Genomic DNA, 23,832 nt, shown 5'->3' with positions numbered 1-23,832 from the left:
GAGTTGTAGCACCTGGCGTTTGAGGAACGTAGACGCGCCCTGCGCGGCTTCTCGCAGAGTAACCCAACATTATCAAGGCTTTGTTGGGTTTCGCTTGCACTCAACCCAACCTACATTTCTTCTTAACTGAACCGTATTGGGATATAAATGGTACTGTATGAGCCTTTGGGTATTAGATACAGATCATGTGTCGTTTTAAATTATCAAGAGTTGGTGCGATCGCCTCATCGCCGAGATAATCGCACCAACTCCCTAGACTTTTTATCTTTGTTGTTGATTTAACCAATTTTCTAAGTCAGCAACATTAGAAAAGTCTAGTAATGCTTCTCCTAAATTTTCTAATTGTTCAATCGATAATCCTTTAATTCGCTCGATTGATGATTGATTAATTTCCCCAATACGCCGATTGAGTAAACGCAGTATTAAGTCTTGTCCTTCTTCTTGTCTTCCCTCTTGTTTAGCTAGTTCTCTGTCTCTTTGATAAAGTGGTTCTAATCGCATAATTAACTCCCGATCATCTGCTTCTAATTCTTGATTTACTCTCAAATTTTCGCGCAAGTTGTAAACTAATTCGAGGGTTGCTTTTTGGTATGGATGATTTAATGGTAACGCTTGCAATTCGATAATCGCTTGTGATTGTACACCTCCCCTACCTAAAAGCCTTAACCACAATGTTTCCGGTGTTTGCGGTAGTTGATGTATCGCTACAATTGCTGTCCGCAAGGCTTCTGGGAGAAAATGTACTCCTGATAACCAATCTGCTTTTTGCAGAGTTCCAAAGCTAGACAATCTAGTTTCGGATATTGTTGGAGTCAGAACCCACAACTTGGGAATTTCTAAGTCCTGAAGTTTGGTTTTATTGGCTTTGGCTTCTCGTCGCAATAAAGCTTTGACTTCTAATAATTTTAGAATACAGTCGCAAATTTCATCGCTAGAAGCGGGATTTCGGAAGGGTTCGATGATGGCAGGATGTTCTGCAAATCTTCCTAGCAAACCCAGTATTTGTAAATTAGAGTTTTGCTGTTTGGCAGGAGTGAAGAAAACATCTATTTCTTTAATCTCTCCTGATACTTTTTCTGATGCTTTGACTTCTCCGTAATCTTTTAATAATTCTTCGAGGTAGTCTTTAGCGAATTGGTCATGAATAAAACGTGTCATTCAATTTGAATATTTGGAAGTTTTCTGGTTATTTAAATTATTAAGACGTTGGTGCGATCGCCTATGATGGCTATTCCCCGTGCGATCGCGCTACACCTTTGTAATATTATCAGTAATTCTACGAAGCATCTTTAATATTTGTTTAAAAACGCTACACACTACTTTTTCAAATTTGCTAAGATATTAGCATTATTAATATACTTGCCAAAAAGTACTAAAAATAGCATGGCAGAGAAAAAAGTTAGACACATATTGGGACTTTCGGGGGGAAAGGATAGCACAGCTTTAGCGGTATTACTGCATAAGGAAATTCCAGAGATGGAATATTTTTTTTGTGACACCCATAAAGAATTACCAGAAACCTACGAATATCTTGACCGTATCAAAGCACGTCTGGGAATTAAAATTCATTATCTCAGTGACAAACGAGGCTTTGACCATTGGTTAGCAATTCATGATGGTTTATTACCTTCACCCCAAATGCGTTGGTGTACGGTGAAGATGAAAATTAAGCCTTTAGAAGATTTTGTTGGGGATGATGAGTCCATTAGTTACATTGGTATTCGTGCTGATGAAAACCGTGATGGTTATATCTCCACTAAACCCAATATTAAACCCGTGTTTCCCTTTAAGGAAAGGGGTTTAGTTAAAGCTGATATTATTCGGCTATTAGAAGAAAGTGGAATTGGATTTCCTGACTATTATCGCTGGCGCAGTCGTTCTGGGTGTTTCTTCTGTTTCTTCCAACGTAAGTATGAATGGGTAATGTTAGCGCAGGAACATCCTGATTTATTTCAAAAGGCTGTTGAGTATGAATCTAATCATGCTGATGGTCGTACCTATACTTGGACTGATGGGGAAAGCTTATTGCAACTTCTAGAACGCAAAGATGAAATTATTACTCAACATGAGAAGTTAATGGCTAAAGAGAAGAAGTCTGCTTCTAAACTTACTTTAGCTGAAGCATTAGAGGGAATTTTAGATCAAGAAGATAATGATTTACCTTGTTTAGTTTGCGAATTGTAAATTATATTATTACTTTTTTTGTAATTTTATGTTTGATGTATCTAAAGCTTTTGATAACTCAAGTGAGACTGTATCTGATTTTTTTCAAAGACCAGGCGTTGGATTTTATATCCCTTTATACCAACGAGATTATAGTTGGACAAAAGAAAATATAGACCAATTAATGGAGGATATTTGTCGTGGCGTTGATTCTTTAATTGAACAAGATAACAATGCAATCCGTTTTTTAGGTACTATCATTCTATTACTAGAAAAGGATGCAAGAACTAATATTAAACCGCAAGACCATCGAGCATTACCAGAGAAAATATTCAATGTAATTGATGGTCAACAGAGAATATCAACCATATCATTACTTGGTTGTTTGCTTTATCAAAAATTATATATTTTAGAGAAAAGATTGCCATCAGATAATATTTATGATGGTTTAAAAGAAGCAATAAATCGTTATAAATCAACTTTGTTAGAAATATTTTCTGTTGATTTAAAAAGAGGTTTACCGCAACAAAAACCAATTATTATTCGTGGTTCAATTGATGGATGGACATTCGATGGGAATGATGATCATTATCAGTCAGATGTTTCATCTTTCTTGGCTTCATTTATACGTAAAATATCGGAAGAACAATCAGAATTTCCAAAAATTCCTGAAAATTCTTTAGTTGGTAAAAATATTAAACAAATGAATTCATGGCTAAACAAGGTAGAAAAAAGTCATCAGCAAGAAACAGAAAATGAATATTTTCCAACTGCATGGTGCATTTTAGAAAAAATTCCTCAACAATACCTATGGAGTTATGAGCGTCCAGAGTTAGTTAGTATAGTCGAAAATCGCCAAGAAAAAATATCTAGAATCGAAGGAAGAGTTTGCTCTATTATACAACTACTTGCATTTAGTTATTACTTGCTTCAACGTTGTTGTTTTACATTAATTGAACCGAAATCTGAAGATTGGGCTTTTGATATGTTCCAATCTCTCAATGCAACAGGAACTCCACTCACAGCAATTGAAACTTTTAAACCATTAGTTGTTAATTTTGTTAAATCGACTAACGGTGAATTTAAAGGCTCAATTTCTGAAAAACATTTTGGAAAAATAGATCAACTATTTAGTTCATTGGATAGTGCCTCAAGCAAAAATAATCTTACTAACAACTATTTAACTTTATTCGGTCTAACTTATGATGGAGGAAAAGATCCATCTCGGCAGTTCAGCTTTCAAAGACAATGGCTAACGAAAAAATATAATGAATGTTCATCTATAAATGATAAAGAAGAATTTATTCACCGGATGGCTAACCTAGCTACTTACTGGGAAAAAGTTATTAAATTTAAACCTAATGAATACCCTGTTATTCCAAGAACAGAACAGCTAAATGATAAAGATAAAAAGCAAGCTGCTATTTGCGTTCTTTATCTTCAAAATGCTGGACATACAATGGCTAACACTATCCTCAGCCGTTTTTATTCCCTTTGTTTACGAGAAGAAATTAATGCTAATGTTAATTTTGTGTCTGTATGTAAAGCAGTCGCAGCATTTTTTACGCTTTGGCGTTCAGCTTTACCAAATACTGGCTTAGATGAAATATATAGAAAATTACTTCGGGAGAAAATGTCATGGCAAAAGGGAGATTCTGAACTTTCTGTAGAGGTATTGAAAGCATATTTTAAAAATGTTCTTATAGAAAAAGAAATAGGCATAAACACGGATTGGAAAAGAAAAGCAACTCGTTACCTTGGATATAATAAAGTTCAAGCAATTTCCAAATTTGTTCTCTTTATCACCTCTCATGATACTATTCCAGACCCTGATCGTATAGGTCTAATGAAAATTGGAACATCTGGCTCATATCCAATATACTTAGATCCTGCTACATGGATTTCTCCTGATTTTAAAACTATTGAACACGTAGCACCTCAGAAGCCAAATTTACAAGCTGACGCTACTTGGGACGAAGCTTTATATGAAAATGATGATTATGAGCAAATTGGTAATTTAACTTTACTTCCAACTAAAATTAATAGTTCTGCTGGTAATAAAAGCTGGATTGAGAAATGGATTTATTATCGTCATTTAGCTGAATCAAATCCCGGCAAATTAGCCGAGTTAAGACAAGAAGCAGAAAAATATGGGGTAATTTTGGATAATTCTACTATCAAACTGTTAACTGAAGCATCTCATGCTCATCATATTAAACCAATTGTAGAAATTGAAGCAACAGGTAAATGGGATAAAGCTTTTGTAGAGAAAAGAACAGAGCGTATATGCGATATTCTTTGGGAACGAATGTATGAATGGTTATCTTAGATTTTATTTATTTTTTCGGAGTAATAGTTGAATTTTAATGATTTACTATCAAAAGGAAATGAAGAAACACTACAAAAATTATTAGGTAGTGCAAATTTTCAATTGCTCAAACTCCTAGAACCTAACTTAGTTCATCCTAGTAAACTTAGAGAAATCCTTTTAACTCTTCATACGCCAGAAGAACTACTACTATCTAAAGAAAAGCGAGATTTACTCTTTGATTTAATTACACCAGAACAAGCCAAAATCCTCGCTGTTGTACTAGAAGCACCTGCTAATCAAGACCCTTATCAAGCACTGAAGAAAGTTAAAATAAGCGGTGCTTCAGAAGCAAAAAAATATCTATTTAACTTCTTTGAAATACCTATTACACCTAGAAATCAAAATACAACTGAAACCCATACAATTATTGAAAATACTCCCAAATATCCTTTATTTACGCACCAACGCCACGCAGTTAAACAAGTAAAAAACTATCTTAGTAAAGAACCTCGTCGTGTCCTTCTTCATCTTCCCACTGGTGCAGGCAAAACCCGTACTGCAATAAATATCATTACAGACCATCTAAGAAACAATGAACCCACTTTAGTAATTTGGTTGGCATATAGTGAAGAACTTTGTGAACAAGCAGTTACAGAATTTCAAAAAGCCTGGGACAGTTTAGGCGATCGCCCCACCACCACTTACCGTTTCTGGGGTAGCCATGATTTAGATATAGAACAAGTTCAAGATGGCTTAGTAGTAGCAGGATTAGCCAAAGTTTACAGCGCTGCAAAAAAGAGTATTCGCTTTATTAATCAATTGGGTGTGCGTTGTTCATTGGTAATTATCGATGAAGCCCATCAAGCAGTAGCCGAAACCTATAAACTCGTATTAGATGCTTTGGTTGTCCCCTACGAAAAAACCGCCTTATTAGGTTTAACCGCTACACCCGGAAGGACTTGGGCAGATATTAACACCGATGCACAACTAGCAAAATTCTTCGCCCAACAGAAAGTTACTTTAGAAATCCCAGGTTATGACAACCCGATTGATTATCTTGTAGATCAACAATACCTCGCTCAAGTTAAATATCGTTCCTTATTTTATGAAACGGGTATAGAACTAACTCCCCAAGACCTGAATCGGATTAATACAGAATTAGACATCCCCCAATATATCCTCAATCGGTTAGCAGCAGACGAACAACGCAACCTCCGCATTATCCTGGAACTAGAAGCACTCGCCCAACATCATCAACGAATTATCGTTTTTAATACCTCCGTTGAACACGCTAGACTCATCGCCGGAATTTTGCGTTTCCGGGGGTTGAATGCTGATGCGGTGACAGGTGAGACTCCCAAATCAGAACGAGAAAAACTGATTCAAAGCTTTAAAGACGATCAACCCCAAACCAAGATTTTATGTAACTACGGCGTTTTAACCACTGGATTCGACGCACCAAAAACTAGTGCAGCTGTTATCGCCCGTCCTACCAAATCCCTTGTCCTCTACAGCCAAATGGTAGGACGCGCCATTCGCGGACTCAAAGCAGGGGGTAATGCTACCGCCGAAATTGTCACCGTTGTCGATAGTCAACTCCCCGGTTTTGGTTCAGTCGCATCAGCCTTTCACAATTGGGAAGACGTTTGGAGGAAAAACCCATGAATACTAACACCCATGATATCGTACCTACTCACCTCGCCGTCCAAGCAATGCGCGATAACGGTTATAAAAACGCCGCCTATGCGATCGCCGAATTAATGGATAATGCCATTCAAGCCGGTGCATCGCAAGTTGAGTTACTGTGTGGTGAACGAAAACAACAGATAGAAGGAAGAAGGCGATCGCGCATTGAACAAATCGCAGTGTTAGATAATGGTTGTGGTATGGATGCGAATGTTCTACGTTTAGCACTGCAATTTGGCAATGGTACATATTTAGAAGAAAATCAACATACCGGAATCGGACGTTTTGGTATGGGTTTACCCTCGTCTTCTATTTCCCAATGTCAACGAGTAGATGTGTGGTCATGGCAAAATGGCAGAGAAAATGCACTCCATAGTTATCTTGACTTAGATGAAATCAAAAATCGGCAAATGACCGAAGTACCTGAACCGGCTGTAAAACCAATTCCGATGACTTGGAGAAACATCGGTCAGAAATTTGGTGACAGTGGCACACTAGTAGTGTGGTCAAAAATCGACCGTTGTATGTGGCAAACTGGCAAAGCCATTATTAATAACTCGGAATTTGTGATTGGAAGAATGTATCGCAAATTTCTGAATAACAGTCAAGTCAAAATCCGCATGATAGCATTTGATTTAGATGCTTTATATGACATTTTTCTTGAAAAATATGCTTTACCCAATGACCCTGGTTATTTAATAGAAAAAACTTCCTGTCCTGAACCTTTTGCTCATCAAGCAATGTTCCGCCCTTGGGAAGGTGATACATCTTATGAAGCGACTTATAAGATTAATTTTAAAGAGCAAGAACATGATGTAAAAGTGCGTTTTTCCTACGCCAAAGAAGAAGCCCGTCAAGCCGAACCCGGAAAAAATCCCGGTAGTTTGCCACACGGACAACATGCAGCCAAAAACGTAGGAGTTTCTGTTGTGCGTGCTGGGAGAGAATTAGAATTAGACCAAAACTTAGTGAATAATTACGACCCTACAGAACGCTGGTGGGGCATTGAAATTGAATTTCCACCATCCCTTGATGATATTTTTGGAGTCACAAATAATAAACAATCAGCCCGGAATTTTGGAGAAATTTTACAACTAGACATTGAATCTTTATTAGAAGAAGGAAAAACCGTCGCTCAACTTAAAGAAGAATTACTCCAAGACGAAGATCCAAAACTTCCTCTTTTAGAAATTGCTCATAAAATTAATAGTCAACTAAGCCTGATTCGTCGCTTAATCAAAGCTCAAACAAAAGGCTCTCGTACCACCGAAAAACGCTACGGACACGATCCTTACAAATCGGAAAAAATAGCTACAACTGTGACTCAAGAACGTAAATCACAAGGATATACAGGTAAAAGCGATGCAGATGAAAAATTACCAAAAGAAGAACGCAAACAAGTTATCAAAGAAACTTTAAAAGAAGAGGGAGTGACTGAAGCCCAAGCAGAATTATTAGCAGCAACTACAGTAGAAGATGGTTTAAAATATACCTTCGCACAAGCTCCGATTGATACTCCTGAATTCTTTACCGTTCAATCCAGAGGCGGAGCAATTATTGTGACATTAAATACCAATCACCCAGCCTATCAAAATTTAGTAGAAATCTTAGAAGAGGATGTAGATCAAGCCGATCTAAATACTTTACGTTCTCGGTTGATAAATTCTTTAGATGGGTTGAAACTACTACTAATGGCATGGGCAAGGTATGAAGATGAACTAGATGGTAAACGCAAAGAAAATGCTGTAGATACTCGCATTGATTGGGGGAGAGTTGCCAGAAGGTTTTTAGAGAATGAATAATTTAAGTGGCAGGCGTAAATAAATTAAAGTTTGTAGTAAGGACTTTAGTCCTATCATCCTGGTTTTGAGCGATAAATCGCTCACTACGAACAATGAATATTTAATTGTCCGTCCAGATAAATTTGGCAATTGATTATCAAAATACTAAATCCGAACGGAAAGCGATCACTCATCAATATTCTACATGTGAATCAGAATTCCAAGCGTAAAACCTTGACAAGCAATGACTACACAAGAACAAATAATTTACCTTGATTACCATTCAACTACTCCCGTTGACACCAGAGTAGCTGAAAAAGTTATGTACTATATGACCACTGCTTTTGGTAATGCTAATAGTGTAGATCATGATTATGGTAATCAAGCCGCCCAAGCAGTTAAACAAGCCCGTCAACAAATAGCTGAATTAATCAATGCTGCGGTCAAAGAAATTATTTTTACATCTGGTGCAACAGAAAGTATTAACTTAGCAATTCAAGGATATATTACTCCAAAAAATACTCCTGCCAAAATCATTGTTTCCCCAGTTGAACACAAAGCCGTTTTAGATACCTGCAAAGCATTAGCTAAAAAAAGAGTGGTGGAAATTATTTGGTTAAAAGTCAATCAACAAGCACATATTGATTTAGAGCATTTAGAAAAAGTATGCTCAGAAGGCGCTTCCTTAATCTGTGTGATGGCTGCTAATAATGAAGTCGGGACAATTTACCCAATCAAAAAAATTGGAGCGATCGCACAAACATATCATATCCCTTTTTTATGTGATGCTTCCCAAGCAGTCGGTAAAATTCCCATCAACTTTCAAGACTGGGGTATTACCTATCTGGCGATTTCTGGTCATAAATTTTATGCACCCAAAGGCGTTGGTGCATTAGTAGTAAAAAAAAGTTATGAACTTGAACCGATGATTTACGGTGGTGGACATCAACAGGGAATCAGATCAGGTACGCTCAATGTCCCCGGAATAGTTGGTTTGGGGGAAGCTTGTCGATTAAGACAATTAGAGATGAAAGCAGATGAACAAGCGATCGCACTTTTGCGAGATCAACTACAAAACTTGCTGCTAGCTAAAATTCCTAACTTAGTGGTGAATGGAGACTTAAACAACCGTTTATCAGGTAACTTACATATTTCACTTCCTGATATTCCCAATAGTGCCATGATTGCCAGAGTACGCCACCAGTTAGCTATTTCTGGTGGTGCTGCTTGTTCATCTGGTGTTGTTGCACCATCTCATGTTTTACAAGCGATGAATCTAGCGGAGAATATCATTGAGGGAGCGTTGAGAATTGGTATTGGCAAATTTACGACTCAAGAAGAAATCGAAAAAGCATCTTCTGTGATCATCAGTGCAGTGAATAGAATTCATCAACTTCTGTAACGCTCCTACTACCCAAACCTCAGAAAACAACGCTGACACCAACCGAAAGCAGATAAAAAATCAGTGGAATTAGTGCGATCGCACACAACCACTAAATTGGGCAAGCTACTATTTAAGAAGCTAGTACAGATGATTTCCAAAAGTCATCTGTTAGAGTCAACACACCAGCATATATAGTCAAACCTCCGAACCAGCCAGCACTAAGAGAATATTCATGCTAACAAATACCCTACTTCTGTCCCAACAACTCCCCACTCTGCAATACACCTCGACTACAGAACGATTCGATGAAACCTGGGAAGCTCCCCTAGCTACCCTCTTGGGACTAGGACGTGCTGCTGGCGCTGATTTTATTGAATTTTTCTTAGAGCGTGTTAATTACATCAGTTGTCTTGCAGAAGAAGATACCATCACCAGCATTACACCACGTCTTGCCACTGGTGCAGGAGTCAGAGTATTTAAAGGACATGCAGACTGCTATGTCAGCACCAATGACCTATCTTTTACAGGCTTGAAAGCAGCTTTAGAAAAAGGGCTTTCTATTCTAGGATTGCAGCTACCTGCTCCCAATGCTTTAATCCCCGAAATCAACCTAGAACTACTCAGAGACTACGCCACCAAAAGAGGTAAAGATAGCTGGTTATCTCTATGTAGTTCCATCCGGGAAATGGGAGAAATTCTCCTTGATGGTACAGCCCAACTCCAGCGTCAAGCTAATCATATCCAATCCCGCCGTGCTACCTACTTCCGAGATTGGCAAGAAGTCCTAGTTGCTGCTAGCGATGGCACTTTTGCTCGTGACATTCGCCTCACCCAATCTGTCGGATTTAATCTCCTGTGTGCAGATGGTGCTAATCGTGCTTCCATCGGTGAACGTGCTGGTAACACCAGTGATCCGAACTTCCTCAAAACCTGGGATTATCAAGAATCCGCAGAACATATCTCTGAATCCGCAGGAAAAATGCTCTACGCAGACTACGTAGAATCTGGTACTTATCCGATCATCATGGCTAATCACTTTGGTGGGGTAATCTTCCACGAAGCTTGTGGACACTTGCTCGAAACTACCCAAATTGAACGCAAAACATCTCCCTTCGCTGATAAAAAAGGTGAAAAAATTGCCCACGAAAATCTAACCGCTTTAGATGAAGGGCGTACCGAACAAGCCTTCGGTACAATTGAGATGGATGACGAAGGTATGCCAGCCCAAAAAACACTATTAATAGAAAAAGGCATTCTCAAGAACTTTTTAGCAGATCGAGCCGGTTCCTGGCGCACCGGACACCCCAGAACAGGTAGCGGACGCCGCCAGGGTTTTACCTTTGCAGCTGCTAGCCGGATGCGTAACACTTATATTGCACCAGGAGAATACACAACCGAAGATTTATTTGCCTCCGTTGATAAAGGCATTTACTGTAAAAAAATGGGTGGCGGTAGCGTTGGTGCTACAGGTCAATTTAACTTTGGTGTAGACGAAGCTTATTTGATTGAAAACGGTAAAATCACCAAGCCACTAAAAGGAGCTATTTTAATTGGTGAAGCCAAGGAAATTATGAATAAAATTTCCATGTGTTCCCAAGATTTATCTTTAGCACCAGGTTTTTGTGGCTCCATCAGTGGCAGTATTTACACCACAGTTGGACAACCTCACATCAAAGTTGATTCAATTACCGTCGGTGGACGCTAAATAAACTTTCTACAAATCCAAAATCACAAATCCAAAATCTAAAATTGACTATGCCGAACATCAGCGAAATTGCAAATCACGCCAAAGACAGTGCAAATAAAATTGGCATCAAAAAATTCGATATCTATGGCTCAAGTGCAGATGCAATCAGTGTACAAGTTGATCAAGGTGAGCCTAAGCAAGTTAAAGCTTCAAATCTCTCTGGTGTCACTGTTCGAGTTTGGAATGACGAAAATACAATGGGTGTCACCAGCACCACAGATGTAGATCCCAAAGGATTAGAATTGGCTTTGAAAACAGCTTATGAAGCTAGTTTTTTTGGTGTCAAAGAAAATGTGCCAGATTTTAGTCCAGAAGCTACTATTGAGATTGCCGTTCAACAAAAAGAAAAATCACCACAAGCACCAGTTTCTCAATTAATAGAAACTTTGTTGACGGCTGAAAAAGAAGTTTTGGCTGCTCATTCGGCAATTCAAGGAGTACCTTATAACAATTTAGCCCAAAGAGATATTGAGAGATTCTATCTCAATAGTGATGGTGCTATCAGAACAGAGTCTCACTCTTTAGCATCTATTTATCTCTACAGCAAAACAGATGAAGAAGGTAAAAAACCTCGCAGTGCTGGTGCTTTTAGAGTTGAACGCAGTTTAGAAAGTTTAGATATTAATGGTTGCATTCAAGAAACAACAGAAAAGACTATCAGCCACTTGAACTATGAAAAAGTCAAGTCTGGCAAGTATAGGGTGGTTTTTTCACCAGATGCTTTTTTAAGTATTTTGGGCGCTTTTTCTAATTTGTTTAATGCTCAAAATATCCTAGATAAACAGAGTTTATCTACTCCTGATGATTTAGGCAAACAAATAGCTTCTCCTTTGCTTTCTGTGTATGATGACGCCTTGCATCCTGCTAATGTTGGCGCAGAAACTTTTGACGGCGAAGGAACTCCGACTCGGCAAATTTCATTGATTGAAAATGGTGTTTTAGCTGGCTTTATACATAGTGCAGGTACTGCCAAAAGAATGAATGCTAAACCCACAGGAAATGCCAACATTGGTGCAAAAGTCACCGTCAGTCCTAACTTTTATCATGTTTTTGCTGCTGCACCTGGTGAACAAGAATTAAGCTTGGAAACTGCTGAAAATGTAATTTTTATTGATAATTTACAAGCTCTCCATGCAGGTGTAAAATCCTTACAAGGTTCGTTTTCTCTGCCTTTTGATGGTTGGATTGTCAACAAAGGTGTGAAAACGAGTATTGAATCAGCGACTGTTGCTGGTGATTTTCTGCAAGTTCTCAAGTCAATTATTTTTGTGGAAAAAGAACTAGAGTTGACTCCTGGAGGGGTTTGTCCAAAAATTTGGGTTGATGGACTTTCAATTACGGGAGAATAACAAGATATAAATTATGAATTATGAATTTTTTGCATAATTCATAATTCATAATTCATAATTCATTACTTGTAATTTACTTCACTTCCTGCATACTTCTGACTATTCTGGTGACTTGTTCTCTGGGTGCAAGTTTGACGATTTCAACTAATAGCTTATTTTTCACACCCGGAATCACAAGGGTTTTGTTTGCTAATAAGCCACTGTAACCTAGTTGAGCTACAGTTTGGGCATCCATCATTTTTTTACCCTTAACTAGTTTAGAGTCTGCCATACCTGTTCTTTCATGAAAAGCAGATGCTGTTGGGCCTGGACAAAGAACAGTCACGGTGACACCCGTACCCTCTAACTCGTTGGCGATCGCTTCGGAAAATGATAAGACATAAGCTTTGGTAGCAAAATAAACTGCCATTAAAGGCCCTGGTTGAAACGCAGCAGTTGAGGATACGTTTAATATTTTACCTCTGCCTTGTTTAACCATGTCTTTCAGAAATAATTTTGTTAAATGGGTGAGACACACCACATTTACTTGCATCATTTCCAATTCCGTCATTAGATCAATTTCGTGGAATAATCCATAAGTACCAAATCCAGCATTATTTACTAGCACATCAATTTGAATACCTGAGCATCGCACCTCGCTAAAAATTTCTTCTGGAGATGTTGATGTAGATAAGTCTTTGACGATAGATTTGACTGCAATCCTAAATTTTTTGGGAAATTCTTCTGCTATTTCAGCTAGTTTTTCTCCCCACCTATCTACTAACACAAGATTATAATTATCAGAAGCAAAAAGACACGCTAACTGATAACCAATTCCACTACATGCGCCAGTAATCAGAGCAGTTTTTTGGCTTTGATCTTGGTGTGTTGTATTCATAAATATTGAAGTTGAGATTCCCCAATTACGCTAGTTTTGTTAGTTGATCAACAAAACTTCCATCGTCAACCTTCTAGTCTAAGATTGAATAATCAAAGACAGATAAGATTGAGAATTGTCACGAGTAGTAAAGCCTGTCAAACTTAATATTTGACTTTAATAATATTTAATTCTGGACTTTACTACTAGATACCAACATTAATAAAAATTTTCAAAATAAATGTATTTGATCGTACGAAAAATTAGAGAAGAGTTATTTATACAACTATATTATTTAGAGGTTATTTATAAACCAATACGGTTCAGTTAAGGCTAAAAACTAAAACTAGCGTAGGTTGGGGAGCCAGTGCGTTGCGGGGGTCTCCCCCGTTGTAGCACCTGGCGTTTGAGGAACGTAGACGCGCCCTGCGCGGCTTCTCGCAGAGTAACCCAACCTACATTTCTTCTTAACTGAACCGTATTGATTTATAAACTAAAAATAAAATTACTATAGGATGTGTTAGGCGCGTATTTTGATCTAGTTTTTCACGAAAAATATTATCTGAGCGCGATAACACACCCTACTTGGTAGCATCCCAAATATTTAAAATCCCTGCTCGCTGGCTCACAACATAGACGCCCGTAGGGCGGCTTTCCCGTGCTGCGAAGCAGAACCCGCAGGGTAGAGCTTGGTCAATAGAAATTTGTAGAATCATTAATTACTTTGTATATACTTGCTATTTTATACCAGTATTATTAGTATTGTATTTCACAAAAATTTTACCTGGGCTTTTTAGGCTAAGACGATTATGGCTGCCATCAAACAGTTTTTAACGGCAACAGCAATTAGTTTTTCTATCAGCTTGCTTGCTATAGGTGAAGCTACAGCTTTCACTTTCACGAAAATTGCTGATACCAAAGATGGTTTTACTACACTTGGATCTAATCCTGCAATCAATAATGATGGGATTGTTGTTTTCTCAGCTAATTTAGATAGTACAAGTAGTAGCATTTTGATTGGAAATGGTGAAACAACCTCCACCATCACCGACACTAGTGGAATATTCAGTTTATTTGGGAATAAACCTGCAATTAACGATGCAGGTACTATAGCCTTTGAGGCTAATATTGATACCATAGGTAGTGGTATCTTTACTGTGAGCAACAGAGTCACAACCACCATAGCCGAAAGCAGTCAGCCCAGAGGAGCCTTTGGTACTCCTGTTATCAATAACAAAGCTGCTGTTGCATTCTTATCTGAGATCGAGAATGGCCGTGGTATCTTCATCAATATTGATGGCTCAACAACTGTTGTTGTTGATACCAAGGGTTCTTACAGCGACTTTGATGGATATGCAATTAATGATGCAAATACCATTGCCTTTTCAGCTAGGCTAGATACGGGAGAACGTGGTATTTTTACAATCAACTCAGATGGAGTAACCATCCCTATCGCTGATACTACTAGTACTAGTAAGTTTAGTTTTGTTTTTCCTCCAGCTATCAATAATCTAGGAACCCTGGCATTTAAGGGAGTCTTAAAAAAGGAAGACGGTGAAGGTATATTTATAGCTAACAACGGCACAATAACTACTATTGCCGACAACAGCAAAGACTTTAGCTTTTTCGAGAATCCTGCAATTAATGATGTCGGAACAGTCGCATTTAAAGGTGTCCTTAAAGACGGTGGCTTGGGTATCTTTACTGGAGCAGATCCAGTCGCTGATAAGGTGATTGTTGCAGGCGATGCTTTGTTTGGCTCGACAGTAAAAGCTATTTATTTTTCCAATAAGGGATTAAATAACAGCAATCAAATAGTTTTCTATGCAACACTTGCTGATGGCACTGGTGGTATTTTCCGCGCTGATCCAGAGTTAGAGGCTCCAAATAGTGAAGTTCCTTCAGGTGATTGTAATACTAAGCATGAAAATGTTACCCCCTAGTGGTTCCAATCAAATACAACAGTGCCATACGCACAGCAACACCGCTTGTAACCTGTGTTTGAATCAAACTAAATTCTGGATCATCCATTAAATCTGAGCTAATTTCGACACCACGGTTTACTGGGCCTGGATGCAAAACTTTGACATTGGGTTTGCACAGTTGCAGCTTTGAGCGTGTAATCCCAAACATTTGGTGATATTCTCGCAAAGAAGGCAGCAAATGTGCGGTCATACGTTCCTTTTGCAGGCGTAGTGTCATCACAAAATCAGCATCTTTGAGGGCTGGTTCTAATTGCCAATGTACAAAAAGCTTACCTGGTCTGTCTTTACCGAAATCTGCAAAGAATTTTGGTAATAAAGTCGGTGGTGCTGCTAAATGTAATTCTGCACCACTGGCGGTGATACTCCAAATATTCGATCGCGCGACACGTGAATGAAGAATATCCCCAACAATAGCAATCTTTTTATCCTTGAGAAGTTCTAGGCGGGGAGAATCTGGATCAAGCAGAGTACAGATCGTAAATAAATCTAACAGACCTTGGGAAGGATGCTCATGTTGACCATCACCCGCATTAAGGACACTAACTTTTACACCGAGACGATCCATTTCCTGAGCGATCGCATTTGGTACTCCTGCTTCCTTATGGCGAATCACCATAATATCAGTTCCCATCGCCAAATAAGTCTTGGCTGTATCTAGAATAGTCTCTCCTTTAGTCATCGAAGAAGAGGCTGAAGCAAAGTTAAGCGTATCTGCGGAGAGGCGTTTAGCTGCAAGTTCAAAACTGCTACGAGTCCGAGTCGAAGGCTCAAAAAATAAATTTGCTACCACATGTCCCTGCAAAGTCGGTACTTTCTTTGTCCGCCTTGATAATACCTCCTGAAAACTAGCGGCTGTTTGCAGTACGGTGTCGTATTCAGCTGAGGTGAAATCAGCTAAAGAAAGAACGTGGTGACGAGTCCAATCGGTAGTAGGCATAAATTGCGATCTCATTGCTGAAACAAAATGTAACATTTTTGATATGAATCACCATGTAAAACATTAAAGGCATTGTCAAATATTTAGTAAATTTGAGACAGTGTTCCCTAGCTTGAATAAACATGCAAATTAATGACCTCCTGCTTAGTGAACCATCTATTGAGGCGGCAATTGAGCCAAATCCGCCGACTGTTGCACCTGAAAATTTACTGGTAGATGTCATTGCTTTAATGAACCAATCAGGCTCTAACAGTAAATTTTCTGTAGATTCACCATCAATCGAGTTCAGCAAATACCCAAGACACTCCAGCTGTGTTTTAGTGGTGCAGGCAAAAGAATTAATAGGGATTTTAACTGAAAGGGACATCGTTCGGTTAACAGCTGGTGGTATTAATTTTCAAGAAGTAACAATTGGTGAAGTGATGACAAAGCCGGTGATTACCTTATCACAGGCTGAGTTTACTGATATTTTCGGAGCTTTATTTCTGTTCCGGCGCTATCGAATTCGTCACTTGCCAATTTTAGGTACTAATAGAGAAATCATTGGTGTCGTCTCACCTAAGAGTATTCGTAGTGTTTTAACACCTGCTCATTTGCTTAAAGTCATACGTGTAGCAGATGTCATGAATACTCAAGTTATCCGTACTCCGAAAATTGTTTCAGTGCTGACTTTAGCTCAAGTCATGGCCGAGTATCGAGTCAGTTGTGTGGTGATTAGTGAAGAAGAACTACAACCAGAGTTAGGATGCTTTATTCACAAACCCCTGGGGATTGTCACTGAGCGAGATATTGTCCAATTTCAGGCAATGCAATTAAATTTGGCTGCATTACAGGCGGAAACTGTGATGAGTACACCGCTATTTTTACTTAATCCAGAAGATTCTTTGTGGACTGCTCATCAAGAGATGCAAAGGCGACAGGTGCGAAGATTAGTAGTATCTTGGGATGGTGGTAGAGGATTAGGACTGGTGACTCAAAGTAGCTTACTGCGAATGCTCGATCCCATCCGAATGCATGGAATTGTTGAGACATTGCAAAGGACAACTGAGAAGTTACAAGATACTGCTCAGTAACCAGACGGGTGTCGAAAATCACCAACCACTTTGTTAATTTCTTGAGCGATCGCCAGCAGTTCCATTTCTCGCCAGCGCTTTCCGACAATTTGCATTCCAATTGGTAGACCATTTTTGGTTTGTCCAATTGGAATGACTACAACTGGATGACCTGTAAGATTAAAGGGTACAAGATAAGCACCAGATGCCATCTGATATGGGACTTTTCGACCTTCGATGTCAACCGCTTCCCCTTTGGCGCGATGGGTAAAAGCAGGTGTCATTGCGACAGGACAGAGCCATACATCCCATGATTCGAGTTCTTTGTCCATTTGAGCAATGAAGCGATCGCGTTCTGTCAATGCTGCAAAATAACCTTTTAAGGTTGGGTTCAAGAATAGTGGTAGAGCAATCTTAGGAACATGACTAATTTTTCGTAAAGCGGCGTCGCCCTGCGTTGCTTCACGCCATAAAAACAGCATTTGTTTTTGTACATTTGCAAAGTTAATAGGTTGAGAGTACAGCAAATTGTAAGTACCAACTTTGTAGTAGATTTCCCAAGCTGTAACAAAATCAAATTTTGGATACCAAAATTCAACTTTAGTTCCAATGTCTATCAATCGCTTTGCAGCTGTCTGCATAGCAGATTTGATTTCCGAAGCAACTGGATACAAAGGCAATTCATCAATCCAAGCAATGCGTAAATTTTGCAGGTTTCGCTCAATATAACTATCTAGCGGCACAGGTGGAATATCTGGTTGACGTGGATCTGAACCTGCAATTAGTCGCAGACTAAGGCGCAAATCTTCTATTGAGCCGGCAATTACTCCAACTGTAAACATTTGGCGAATACAGCGTGGCATTTTCAGTAGATTAGGAATATCGCCCACATGGCCCGTAGTTGGAACACGGCGATCAGTTGGTTTCAGTCCAAACACACCACAAAAGTGAGCAGGCTGACGAATAGAACCGCCATTATCAGAACAAATATCCAATGGTGAAAAACCTGCTGCAATTGCCGTCGCACTGCCACTGGAAGTCCCGCCTGATGTATAATCTGGGTTCCAAGGATTATTAACACGAGGAAAGATTGCTTGGTAATCCCCACTAGGATCTGCGGTTGCCGTCGTTTTTCCTAAAATGATCGCCCCAGCTGCACGAACACGAGCAACTGCGGTGGCATCATGTGGAGAAATATAATCTTGAAATGGCTGATAGCCCGCAATTGTGGATAGTCCAGCCGTTTCCAAGTAGTCTTTGATTGTTACAGGAACGCCATGTAAAAGTCCCCAATTTTCTCCTTTTGCGATCGCTGCATCCGCTTTTTTTGCTTGTTCTCTTGCTCGTTCAGCATTGAGAATACAGATGGCATTCAAAGCAGCGTTATAGCAATCAATCTGAGCAAGATAGGCATCCACTACTTCTAGGGATGAAACAACGCGATCGCGTATCATTTTAGCAAGCTGATAGGCAGGCGTGAAGACTAGATCGCTCATATAAATTTTGGATTTTGGATTGATTGTGTCGCCACAATAAAATTAATTATATTCAGTTTTAGTTAATTGTATTAACTAATTGATTTTTTCTATGGGTCGCCCAACAAAAGAAAACTCTCTAACACGTAAAGATGTGATTGAAGCTGCGATCGCTTACCTTGATCGAGAAGGAGAATCAGCCCTTGGTGTAAATCGGGTGGCGCGGGAATTGGGCATCAAGCCACCCGCAATCTACAAGCATGTTGATGGTAATACAGGCTTGCGAAAAGCTGTAGTGATTGCCATTTGGCAGAGATTTTTTGCTTATTACAAACAGCAAACCGTCGGATTGAGCGAACCTCGCGCACTTCTGCAAGCAGGTGGACATGCAACCCGCAACTTTGCGCGATCGCATCCAGCACTTTACAGGATAATGATGCAAGTGCAACTACAACCTACTGACGCAGAAGCAGCACCAATTATTCAAGAAGCCCTGGGTTTTTTCAGAATTGGTTTAGAATCCTACAACCTAACTGAGAATCAATTAATTGACGTCATGCGAATAGTGAATGCAGCAGTTTCCGGTTTTATTGCTGTCGAACAAGCAGGATTGCTCACACTCAACCGTTCCACTGATGCGAGTTTTGAAGTTATGCTTGATGCTCTATTTGTTGCGATCGAACACATCAGAGCAAGTTAATCTAGTATTTTTTGCTACTAGTTATCATAGATAAACGAAGAACGCTCATCACTGTCTTCTACCGGCCAATCATCATTTTCGCCGCCGATGTAAACTTCATCAATGGTGACGTATTCTACACCAAGTTGTTGAAGGGCATTGATGAGAATATCTAAAGCGATCGCATCTGAAGTTCCCAAGTCAAACCAGCAACGTCCCCATTGACCCTGATATTCAAAGTCTCCCTTGTTGTGCATCAGTGCTAACAAGCTTCTATCATACGCATCAGAGTCATAATTCATATAGCTGAGGTCTAACCCTGTTTCCTGTACCTGGAGATTTTCAGCATTATATGCACCCAACTTACCCATGTAAAACCAGGAATCAAAAAGTTCTTCTACATATTCCTTTTCACGTTGTGAAGGTACAGTACTGAACTTCAGCCAAATCCATATATCAAAAGGGTCAAATTCACGAAACTGTATTTTCATTACTTATAAAGTTGCTTAACAAAATCTTACTTAAAGCTACCAAACTAAATTATAAGTGACTCAGGCAAGAAAACTAGGACAAAGAAAAGTTCGTAGTAAGGACTTCAGTCCTTAAATATCTAAGCGCTAAAGCGCTTACTACAAACCAATCAAAATTCGTAGTAAGGATTGAAGTCCTTAAATATCTAAGCGCTAAAGCGCTTACTACAAACCAATCAAAATTCATAACACAGTCCACTACCTTTGAGCGCGAGCAATATCCTGTGCAGTTTTGCGACGTTCGCGTTGAATTTGTTTTACCAAACTTGCTGGGAGCTGAGATTTTTTCGCCAGCGCTTGGTCAAAATTGCTGACCGCCTCCTGTAACAGTTGTTGATTTTTCTGTTTTCCAGCCATCCCTCGCAAAATTTGGGCTTTGAGGTAATACACCTCTGGATTATTTGATGTCGCCTTTAAAGCACGATTGGCATATTCCAGCGCTTGATTATACTGTTTCAAATCTCGATATCCATAGGCAATACCCCGATCTGCCAAGTACTCAGGCCCAGCACTTTTGTCTAAGCGTTCAATCGCCTGTTGAGGATTGGCAAAGGGTAAATTTACAGCTAGCATCAAATCCATGTAGCCTTTGAGTAAATTTAGCTCTGGATCGTTGGCGGAAATTGCCTCTGCTTTGTCTAAATATTTATAAACTTCCTGCAACTTACTTAATGCCTGTGCCGCACCGTTGACTGTACCTTGACGACGAACCTGTGCTGCTCCCTCTAAAAAATGACCAACGGCAGTGTAAAGATTACCACGCAAGGGATCACTAGCAATTAATTTTTGCCCAATTTCAAGAGTTTTTCGGCTGTAGGTATCAAGCGTAGCCCAATCTTGATTGGTATATGCTAGCGATGCCTTCATTGCATAGGCTAAAGGTTCATTTGGTTCGCTGGATAATGCCTGTTGGAGGTAAGCCTCTGCTGCTTTGTAGTCACCCTGTTGAAAAATAGCTTTAAAAGCTGCCTCAGTTTTATCACCTATATTACGTGCTTCTTTTGTCCGAAAAGGATCAGCAGCAACAGAAGGATTAACCCAGGTATTCAGAACTAAAGTCGTTGCCAGACCAACTTGAATGAAGGTTTCAAGCCTACTAGATAAAATTGCTTGCACAGATGGAAACCATTTACTCATTGTTGTGTTTCCTTCAGAATTATTACTGTTGAGATTGTTGTATATGTTACTTAAAATTCAAAAAGATAAACAAAGTATTTTCGGGTGTTGCAGGTAAAGCCTGGTATACACTTTGACTATCGTGATTTTAACGGGTTCCCATATTTTGTTTTAGCTGTTGTTCCAAAATAAGTTTGCCACAATAAAAACAATTGTGAGTGAGGTTTGCTTGGCTGTTGCTTTTAAAATTTAAAGAAAAGCCGAAGATCCTATAGTCGCTAAATATTTACCATGTAAACAAGGCGAATGTCCTGTGAACTTTTTCAGGACTTGGCATATGCTCAGTGTGTATTTAATAAATAAGTCCTAACTCTCTTTGGTATTCTTAACAAATGCTCTATCTCAGAAATGTAGTTTACCACCCCACAGCTTGTCCGACAGCAATTCTCAAATCAATTAATCTAGACTTGGCACCCCAACAGTTGGGTTTGATCATTGGGCCAAGTGGTTCTGGAAAAAGTACATTACTCGAAATTTTATCCGGACTAGCTGAACCAACATCCGGTTCTGTTAGTTGGCACGAACAAACCCTGACTGCTGAAGAGTTACAGCAATTAGCAGGTTTAGTATTCCAGTTTCCCGAACGGCATTTTTGCGGTGGTACGATTTTAGAAGAATTACGCTTAGGACATCCAGAGTTAGGAACACAAAGAGTTAAAGAAGCATTGCAAGAGGTGGGTTTAGAGCATTTATCATTGGCGACATCACCCCAGGCTTTGAGTGGAGGTCAGCAGCGACGTTTAGCCCTCGCTGTCCAATTGATTCGTCAACCACGCTTATTATTACTCGATGAACCCACCGCCGGGTTAGATTGGTCAATGCGTCGGCAATTAGTCAATTTATTAGCAAAACTTAAAAAAGATTGGACACTGTTGGTAGTAACTCACGATGCTGGCGATATGTTAGCGATCGCTGACCGTTGCTGGAGTATCAAGCATGGCGAACTCGAAGCAATTGACCCTTTGACACTCACAAGCAAGGTTGATGAACCGCTTTCGGTGGCGTGATTGGGAATTGGGGATCGGGGACAAGGAGGACAAGGGGGACAAGGAAGCTATGACAAATGACCATTAACTTGCCCGGTAGTCACTACTGCTTCTCCATGATCTGGTATCCAGGCTATCCATTCATATTGAGAAATTGGACACAGCAGTAGTGCTTCGTCAAAGCTGTAGGGGTTGGGAAGTTCCAAGAGTTTCACCCAGGTATTAGCTTGAAAATGTTGCTGGTCGATTTTGATGTCAAATTCATCAGTTGACCAATCCAAGTTCCATTTTCTGGACTGTACTGCAAAATCTGGTCTAGTGACATACTCCCACACTGAATCAGAGATTACAGTGTGGGCTTCTCAACCAATCCGGCTATTGCTTAGGAGGCGTTGAGCTTTAAGAACGGAATGCCCTGCCGCTCTTTTTCTTATATTTATCGCTGCATTATGGTCACGGTCAAGACTGCAACCGCATTGACAAGAATGCCAACGTTCGTGCAACTTCTTAGGAACTTTTACTCCACAACTAGAACAATCTTGAGAAGTGCCAGAAGCATTTACAGCTATTACCAACAAACCAGCATTTTCGGCTTTGTTTGATAGTATTGACAGGAAGCTAGACCATCCAGCGTCATGCACAGATAAGGCAAGTCGTGTGCGTGCAAGCCCTTTAATATTCAAGTCTTCAACTGCGACAACATCATATTTTTTCAATAAGTTGTTAGCAGTTTTGAAATGAAAATCTTTGCGTTTATCGGCAACTTTTTTATGTTGCCTACCCAACTGTTTTACCGCTTTTAATCTTCGATTACTTCCTTTTTTACGACGTGAAACACGTTTTTGAATGACTCTTAAACGTCTTTGAGATTTACGGTAATGTTGAGGGATAGCAACCGTTTCACCCTCAGAAGTAGCGAGAAATTCTTTCAACCCCATATCAATACCTGTTATTAAATCAGGATTGAAATCGGGTTTGATTGTAGGAACTGTAAGGTCTTCGAGGCTCAACGTCACATAGTAACCGTCAGCTTTTTTGGTAACTGATACCGTTTTTATTTTGAATCCATCTGGTATTGGACGATGCAAAATTAGTTTGATGTCTCCTAGTTTTGGGAGACATATCACGCTTCCTTCAATGCAGTCATCCTTTATTTGTGGATAAGTAAAAGTCCGGTAACGGTCACGAGACTTAAAGCGAGGTCTACCGCTTCTGTTACCTTTACTATCCCCACTTAGAAAACGGTCAAAAGTTACCTTAACTCGCTTGACAACATCCTGTAAAACCTGTGAGTAAATCTCACCGTAATGGGGATGGCTTTTCTTCAAAACAGGTAAAGTTTTCTTTTGACTGTTGTGTAACCAAATATGAAAAACAAACAATTAAGATTGAGGATGTCTGAACGGCGTTTTTATAAGTTGCAGTTATGTGCTGTTCAAGCTGACAAGACTATGACCCAGGTGATTGAGGAACTTATTGACTCGTTACCAACCCCAGAGATCGGCAATTCGTCATCGACCAACATCGCTCACTGAACTGCGTTCATTATCTCCCGTTGCTCAATTCCTCATTGCCCCGCCATTCATCCCAACACTGACCTTCGATTCAATGAACTTAAAAATGGGGCAGGCAAAACAAGTCAAAAGTCAAAAGTCAAAATTCAAAAGTATTGATTTTGACTTTTGACTTGATACTTTTGACTTCCCCGAAGGGGTTGCCTGCCCCATTTTTAAGA

Annotated in this window: 20 protein-coding genes; 12 read left to right on the top strand and 8 right to left on the bottom strand. The window is 39.5% G+C overall.

Translation table 11 applies throughout. From position 1 onward, the window contains the following. The first annotated feature begins 147 nt into the window (after nt 1–147). Nucleotides 148–282, top strand: a complete 135-nt coding sequence (locus tag ACE1AT_RS20655; protein ID WP_374871710.1) for a hypothetical protein — start codon at nt 148–150, stop codon at nt 280–282. On the opposite strand, the gene ACE1AT_RS20650 is transcribed toward ACE1AT_RS20655, so the two are convergent. Then, complete coding sequence (locus ACE1AT_RS20650) at nt 262–1,158, bottom strand: DUF4351 domain-containing protein (protein WP_374871708.1); 897 nt, start codon at nt 1,156–1,158, stop codon at nt 262–264. The genes ACE1AT_RS20655 and ACE1AT_RS20650 overlap by 21 nt on opposite strands. Before the next feature lie 225 nt (nt 1,159–1,383). Here ACE1AT_RS20650 and ACE1AT_RS20645 point away from each other — a divergent pair, with 225 nt between their 5' ends. The 7 genes from ACE1AT_RS20645 (at nt 1,384) to ACE1AT_RS20615 (ending at nt 12,421) form a co-directional block, all read left to right on the top strand. Further along, nucleotides 1,384–2,184 carry a phosphoadenosine phosphosulfate reductase family protein gene (locus ACE1AT_RS20645; RefSeq protein WP_374871706.1) on the top strand — a complete coding sequence of 267 codons (801 nt, stop codon included), beginning with the start codon at nt 1,384–1,386 and terminating at the stop codon, nt 2,182–2,184. A 28-nt stretch (nt 2,185–2,212) separates the two neighbouring features. Then, on the top strand, nt 2,213–4,492 hold the full coding sequence (locus ACE1AT_RS20640) for a DUF262 domain-containing protein (RefSeq protein WP_374871704.1): 2,280 nt from the start codon (nt 2,213–2,215) through the stop codon (nt 4,490–4,492). A gap of 27 nt (nt 4,493–4,519) precedes the next feature. After that, the gene (locus ACE1AT_RS20635; protein ID WP_374871703.1) at nt 4,520–6,139 is read left to right on the top strand and encodes a DEAD/DEAH box helicase; all 1,620 of its coding nucleotides are present in this window, start codon (nt 4,520–4,522) and stop codon (nt 6,137–6,139) included. After that, nucleotides 6,136–7,962: an ATP-binding protein gene (locus tag ACE1AT_RS20630; RefSeq protein ID WP_374871701.1), complete on the top strand. Its 1,827-nt coding sequence runs from the start codon at nt 6,136–6,138 to the stop codon at nt 7,960–7,962. The genes ACE1AT_RS20635 and ACE1AT_RS20630 overlap by 4 nt, the downstream gene beginning before the upstream one ends. 223 nt (nt 7,963–8,185) lie before the next feature. Then, a complete protein-coding gene (locus ACE1AT_RS20625; RefSeq protein WP_374871699.1) occupies nt 8,186–9,343 on the top strand; it encodes a cysteine desulfurase family protein in 1,158 nt (385 codons plus the stop codon). Nucleotides 9,344–9,557: 214 nt separating this feature from the next. Then, nucleotides 9,558–11,030 (top strand): TldD/PmbA family protein, encoded by a 1,473-nt coding sequence (locus tag ACE1AT_RS20620; protein WP_374871697.1) that lies wholly within the window; start codon nt 9,558–9,560, stop codon nt 11,028–11,030. A 50-nt stretch (nt 11,031–11,080) separates the two neighbouring features. Then, nucleotides 11,081–12,421 carry a TldD/PmbA family protein gene (locus tag ACE1AT_RS20615; protein ID WP_374871695.1) on the top strand — a complete coding sequence of 447 codons (1,341 nt, stop codon included), beginning with the start codon at nt 11,081–11,083 and terminating at the stop codon, nt 12,419–12,421. 73 nt (nt 12,422–12,494) lie between these two features. Here ACE1AT_RS20615 and ACE1AT_RS20610 read toward each other — a convergent pair whose 3' ends face one another. Next, nucleotides 12,495–13,298, bottom strand: coding sequence for an SDR family NAD(P)-dependent oxidoreductase (locus ACE1AT_RS20610; protein ID WP_374871693.1), 804 nt, complete (start codon nt 13,296–13,298; stop codon nt 12,495–12,497). A gap of 788 nt (nt 13,299–14,086) precedes the next feature. Between ACE1AT_RS20610 and ACE1AT_RS20605 the strand changes: the two genes are divergently transcribed. Next, a complete protein-coding gene (locus ACE1AT_RS20605; RefSeq protein WP_374871691.1) occupies nt 14,087–15,220 on the top strand; it encodes a choice-of-anchor tandem repeat NxxGxxAF-containing protein in 1,134 nt (377 codons plus the stop codon). On the opposite strand, the gene ACE1AT_RS20600 is transcribed toward ACE1AT_RS20605, so the two are convergent. Beyond that, nucleotides 15,210–16,199: an aspartate carbamoyltransferase catalytic subunit gene (locus tag ACE1AT_RS20600; RefSeq protein ID WP_374871689.1), complete on the bottom strand. Its 990-nt coding sequence runs from the start codon at nt 16,197–16,199 to the stop codon at nt 15,210–15,212. The genes ACE1AT_RS20605 and ACE1AT_RS20600 overlap by 11 nt on opposite strands. Nucleotides 16,200–16,321: 122 nt before the next feature. On the opposite strand from ACE1AT_RS20600, the gene ACE1AT_RS20595 reads away from it, so the two are divergent. Beyond that, nucleotides 16,322–17,272 carry a CBS domain-containing protein gene (locus tag ACE1AT_RS20595; protein WP_374871687.1) on the top strand — a complete coding sequence of 317 codons (951 nt, stop codon included), beginning with the start codon at nt 16,322–16,324 and terminating at the stop codon, nt 17,270–17,272. On the opposite strand, the gene ACE1AT_RS20590 is transcribed toward ACE1AT_RS20595, so the two are convergent. Beyond that, the gene (locus tag ACE1AT_RS20590; RefSeq protein ID WP_374871685.1) at nt 17,266–18,747 is read right to left on the bottom strand and encodes an amidase; all 1,482 of its coding nucleotides are present in this window, start codon (nt 18,745–18,747) and stop codon (nt 17,266–17,268) included. The two genes, ACE1AT_RS20595 and ACE1AT_RS20590, sit on opposite strands and share 7 nt — an antisense overlap. Nucleotides 18,748–18,838: 91 nt before the next feature. Between ACE1AT_RS20590 and ACE1AT_RS20585 the strand changes: the two genes are divergently transcribed. Next, nucleotides 18,839–19,426, top strand: a complete 588-nt coding sequence (locus ACE1AT_RS20585) for a TetR/AcrR family transcriptional regulator (RefSeq protein WP_374871683.1) — start codon at nt 18,839–18,841, stop codon at nt 19,424–19,426. Nucleotides 19,427–19,443: 17 nt separating this feature from the next. Here ACE1AT_RS20585 and ACE1AT_RS20580 read toward each other — a convergent pair whose 3' ends face one another. Together ACE1AT_RS20580 and ACE1AT_RS20575 are read right to left on the bottom strand one after the other, a co-directional pair. Next, nucleotides 19,444–19,896, bottom strand: a complete 453-nt coding sequence (locus ACE1AT_RS20580) for a DUF3531 family protein (protein WP_374871681.1) — start codon at nt 19,894–19,896, stop codon at nt 19,444–19,446. 237 nt (nt 19,897–20,133) lie between these two features. Next, nucleotides 20,134–21,072, bottom strand: coding sequence for a Sll0314/Alr1548 family TPR repeat-containing protein (locus ACE1AT_RS20575; protein ID WP_374871679.1), 939 nt, complete (start codon nt 21,070–21,072; stop codon nt 20,134–20,136). A 371-nt stretch (nt 21,073–21,443) separates the two neighbouring features. Between ACE1AT_RS20575 and ACE1AT_RS20570 the strand changes: the two genes are divergently transcribed. Continuing rightward, complete coding sequence (locus tag ACE1AT_RS20570; protein ID WP_374871677.1) at nt 21,444–22,118, top strand: ABC transporter ATP-binding protein; 675 nt, start codon at nt 21,444–21,446, stop codon at nt 22,116–22,118. 47 nt (nt 22,119–22,165) lie between these two features. Here ACE1AT_RS20570 and ACE1AT_RS20565 read toward each other — a convergent pair whose 3' ends face one another. Continuing rightward, nucleotides 22,166–22,378, bottom strand: a complete 213-nt coding sequence (locus ACE1AT_RS20565; RefSeq protein WP_374871675.1) for a hypothetical protein — start codon at nt 22,376–22,378, stop codon at nt 22,166–22,168. Nucleotides 22,379–22,459: 81 nt separating this feature from the next. After that, on the bottom strand, nt 22,460–23,479 hold the full coding sequence (locus tag ACE1AT_RS20560; protein ID WP_374871673.1) for an RNA-guided endonuclease InsQ/TnpB family protein: 1,020 nt from the start codon (nt 23,477–23,479) through the stop codon (nt 22,460–22,462). Nucleotides 23,480–23,832: the final 353 nt, after the last annotated feature.

It is taken from the genome of Pelatocladus sp. BLCC-F211 (assembly GCF_041928655.1).
In the GTDB taxonomy this organism is placed as follows: domain Bacteria; phylum Cyanobacteriota; class Cyanobacteriia; order Cyanobacteriales; family Nostocaceae; genus Pelatocladus.
The sequence above is the reverse complement of the archived record's forward strand: the minus strand, read 5'-3'. Positions and strand labels throughout refer to the sequence as shown.

Excerpts from the sequence above, each read along its gene's own strand:
- ACE1AT_RS20630 (WP_374871701.1), top strand. The coding sequence starts at position 6,136 with ATGAATACTAACACCCATGATATCGTACCTACTCACCTCGCCGTCCAA.
- ACE1AT_RS20575 (WP_374871679.1), bottom strand. The coding sequence starts at position 21,072 with ATGAGTAAATGGTTTCCATCTGTGCAAGCAATTTTATCTAGTAGGCTT.
- ACE1AT_RS20570 (WP_374871677.1), top strand. The coding sequence starts at position 21,444 with ATGCTCTATCTCAGAAATGTAGTTTACCACCCCACAGCTTGTCCGACA.
- ACE1AT_RS20600 (WP_374871689.1), bottom strand. The coding sequence starts at position 16,199 with ATGCCTACTACCGATTGGACTCGTCACCACGTTCTTTCTTTAGCTGAT.
- ACE1AT_RS20625 (WP_374871699.1), top strand. The coding sequence starts at position 8,186 with ATGACTACACAAGAACAAATAATTTACCTTGATTACCATTCAACTACT.
- ACE1AT_RS20610 (WP_374871693.1), bottom strand. The coding sequence starts at position 13,298 with ATGAATACAACACACCAAGATCAAAGCCAAAAAACTGCTCTGATTACT.
- ACE1AT_RS20640 (WP_374871704.1), top strand. The coding sequence starts at position 2,213 with ATGTTTGATGTATCTAAAGCTTTTGATAACTCAAGTGAGACTGTATCT.
- ACE1AT_RS20650 (WP_374871708.1), bottom strand. The coding sequence starts at position 1,158 with ATGACACGTTTTATTCATGACCAATTCGCTAAAGACTACCTCGAAGAA.
- ACE1AT_RS20620 (WP_374871697.1), top strand. The coding sequence starts at position 9,558 with ATGCTAACAAATACCCTACTTCTGTCCCAACAACTCCCCACTCTGCAA.
- ACE1AT_RS20585 (WP_374871683.1), top strand. The coding sequence starts at position 18,839 with ATGGGTCGCCCAACAAAAGAAAACTCTCTAACACGTAAAGATGTGATT.
- ACE1AT_RS20605 (WP_374871691.1), top strand. The coding sequence starts at position 14,087 with ATGGCTGCCATCAAACAGTTTTTAACGGCAACAGCAATTAGTTTTTCT.
- ACE1AT_RS20595 (WP_374871687.1), top strand. The coding sequence starts at position 16,322 with ATGCAAATTAATGACCTCCTGCTTAGTGAACCATCTATTGAGGCGGCA.
- ACE1AT_RS20655 (WP_374871710.1), top strand. The coding sequence starts at position 148 with ATGGTACTGTATGAGCCTTTGGGTATTAGATACAGATCATGTGTCGTT.
- ACE1AT_RS20645 (WP_374871706.1), top strand. The coding sequence starts at position 1,384 with ATGGCAGAGAAAAAAGTTAGACACATATTGGGACTTTCGGGGGGAAAG.
- ACE1AT_RS20580 (WP_374871681.1), bottom strand. The coding sequence starts at position 19,896 with ATGAAAATACAGTTTCGTGAATTTGACCCTTTTGATATATGGATTTGG.
- ACE1AT_RS20615 (WP_374871695.1), top strand. The coding sequence starts at position 11,081 with ATGCCGAACATCAGCGAAATTGCAAATCACGCCAAAGACAGTGCAAAT.
- ACE1AT_RS20590 (WP_374871685.1), bottom strand. The coding sequence starts at position 18,747 with ATGAGCGATCTAGTCTTCACGCCTGCCTATCAGCTTGCTAAAATGATA.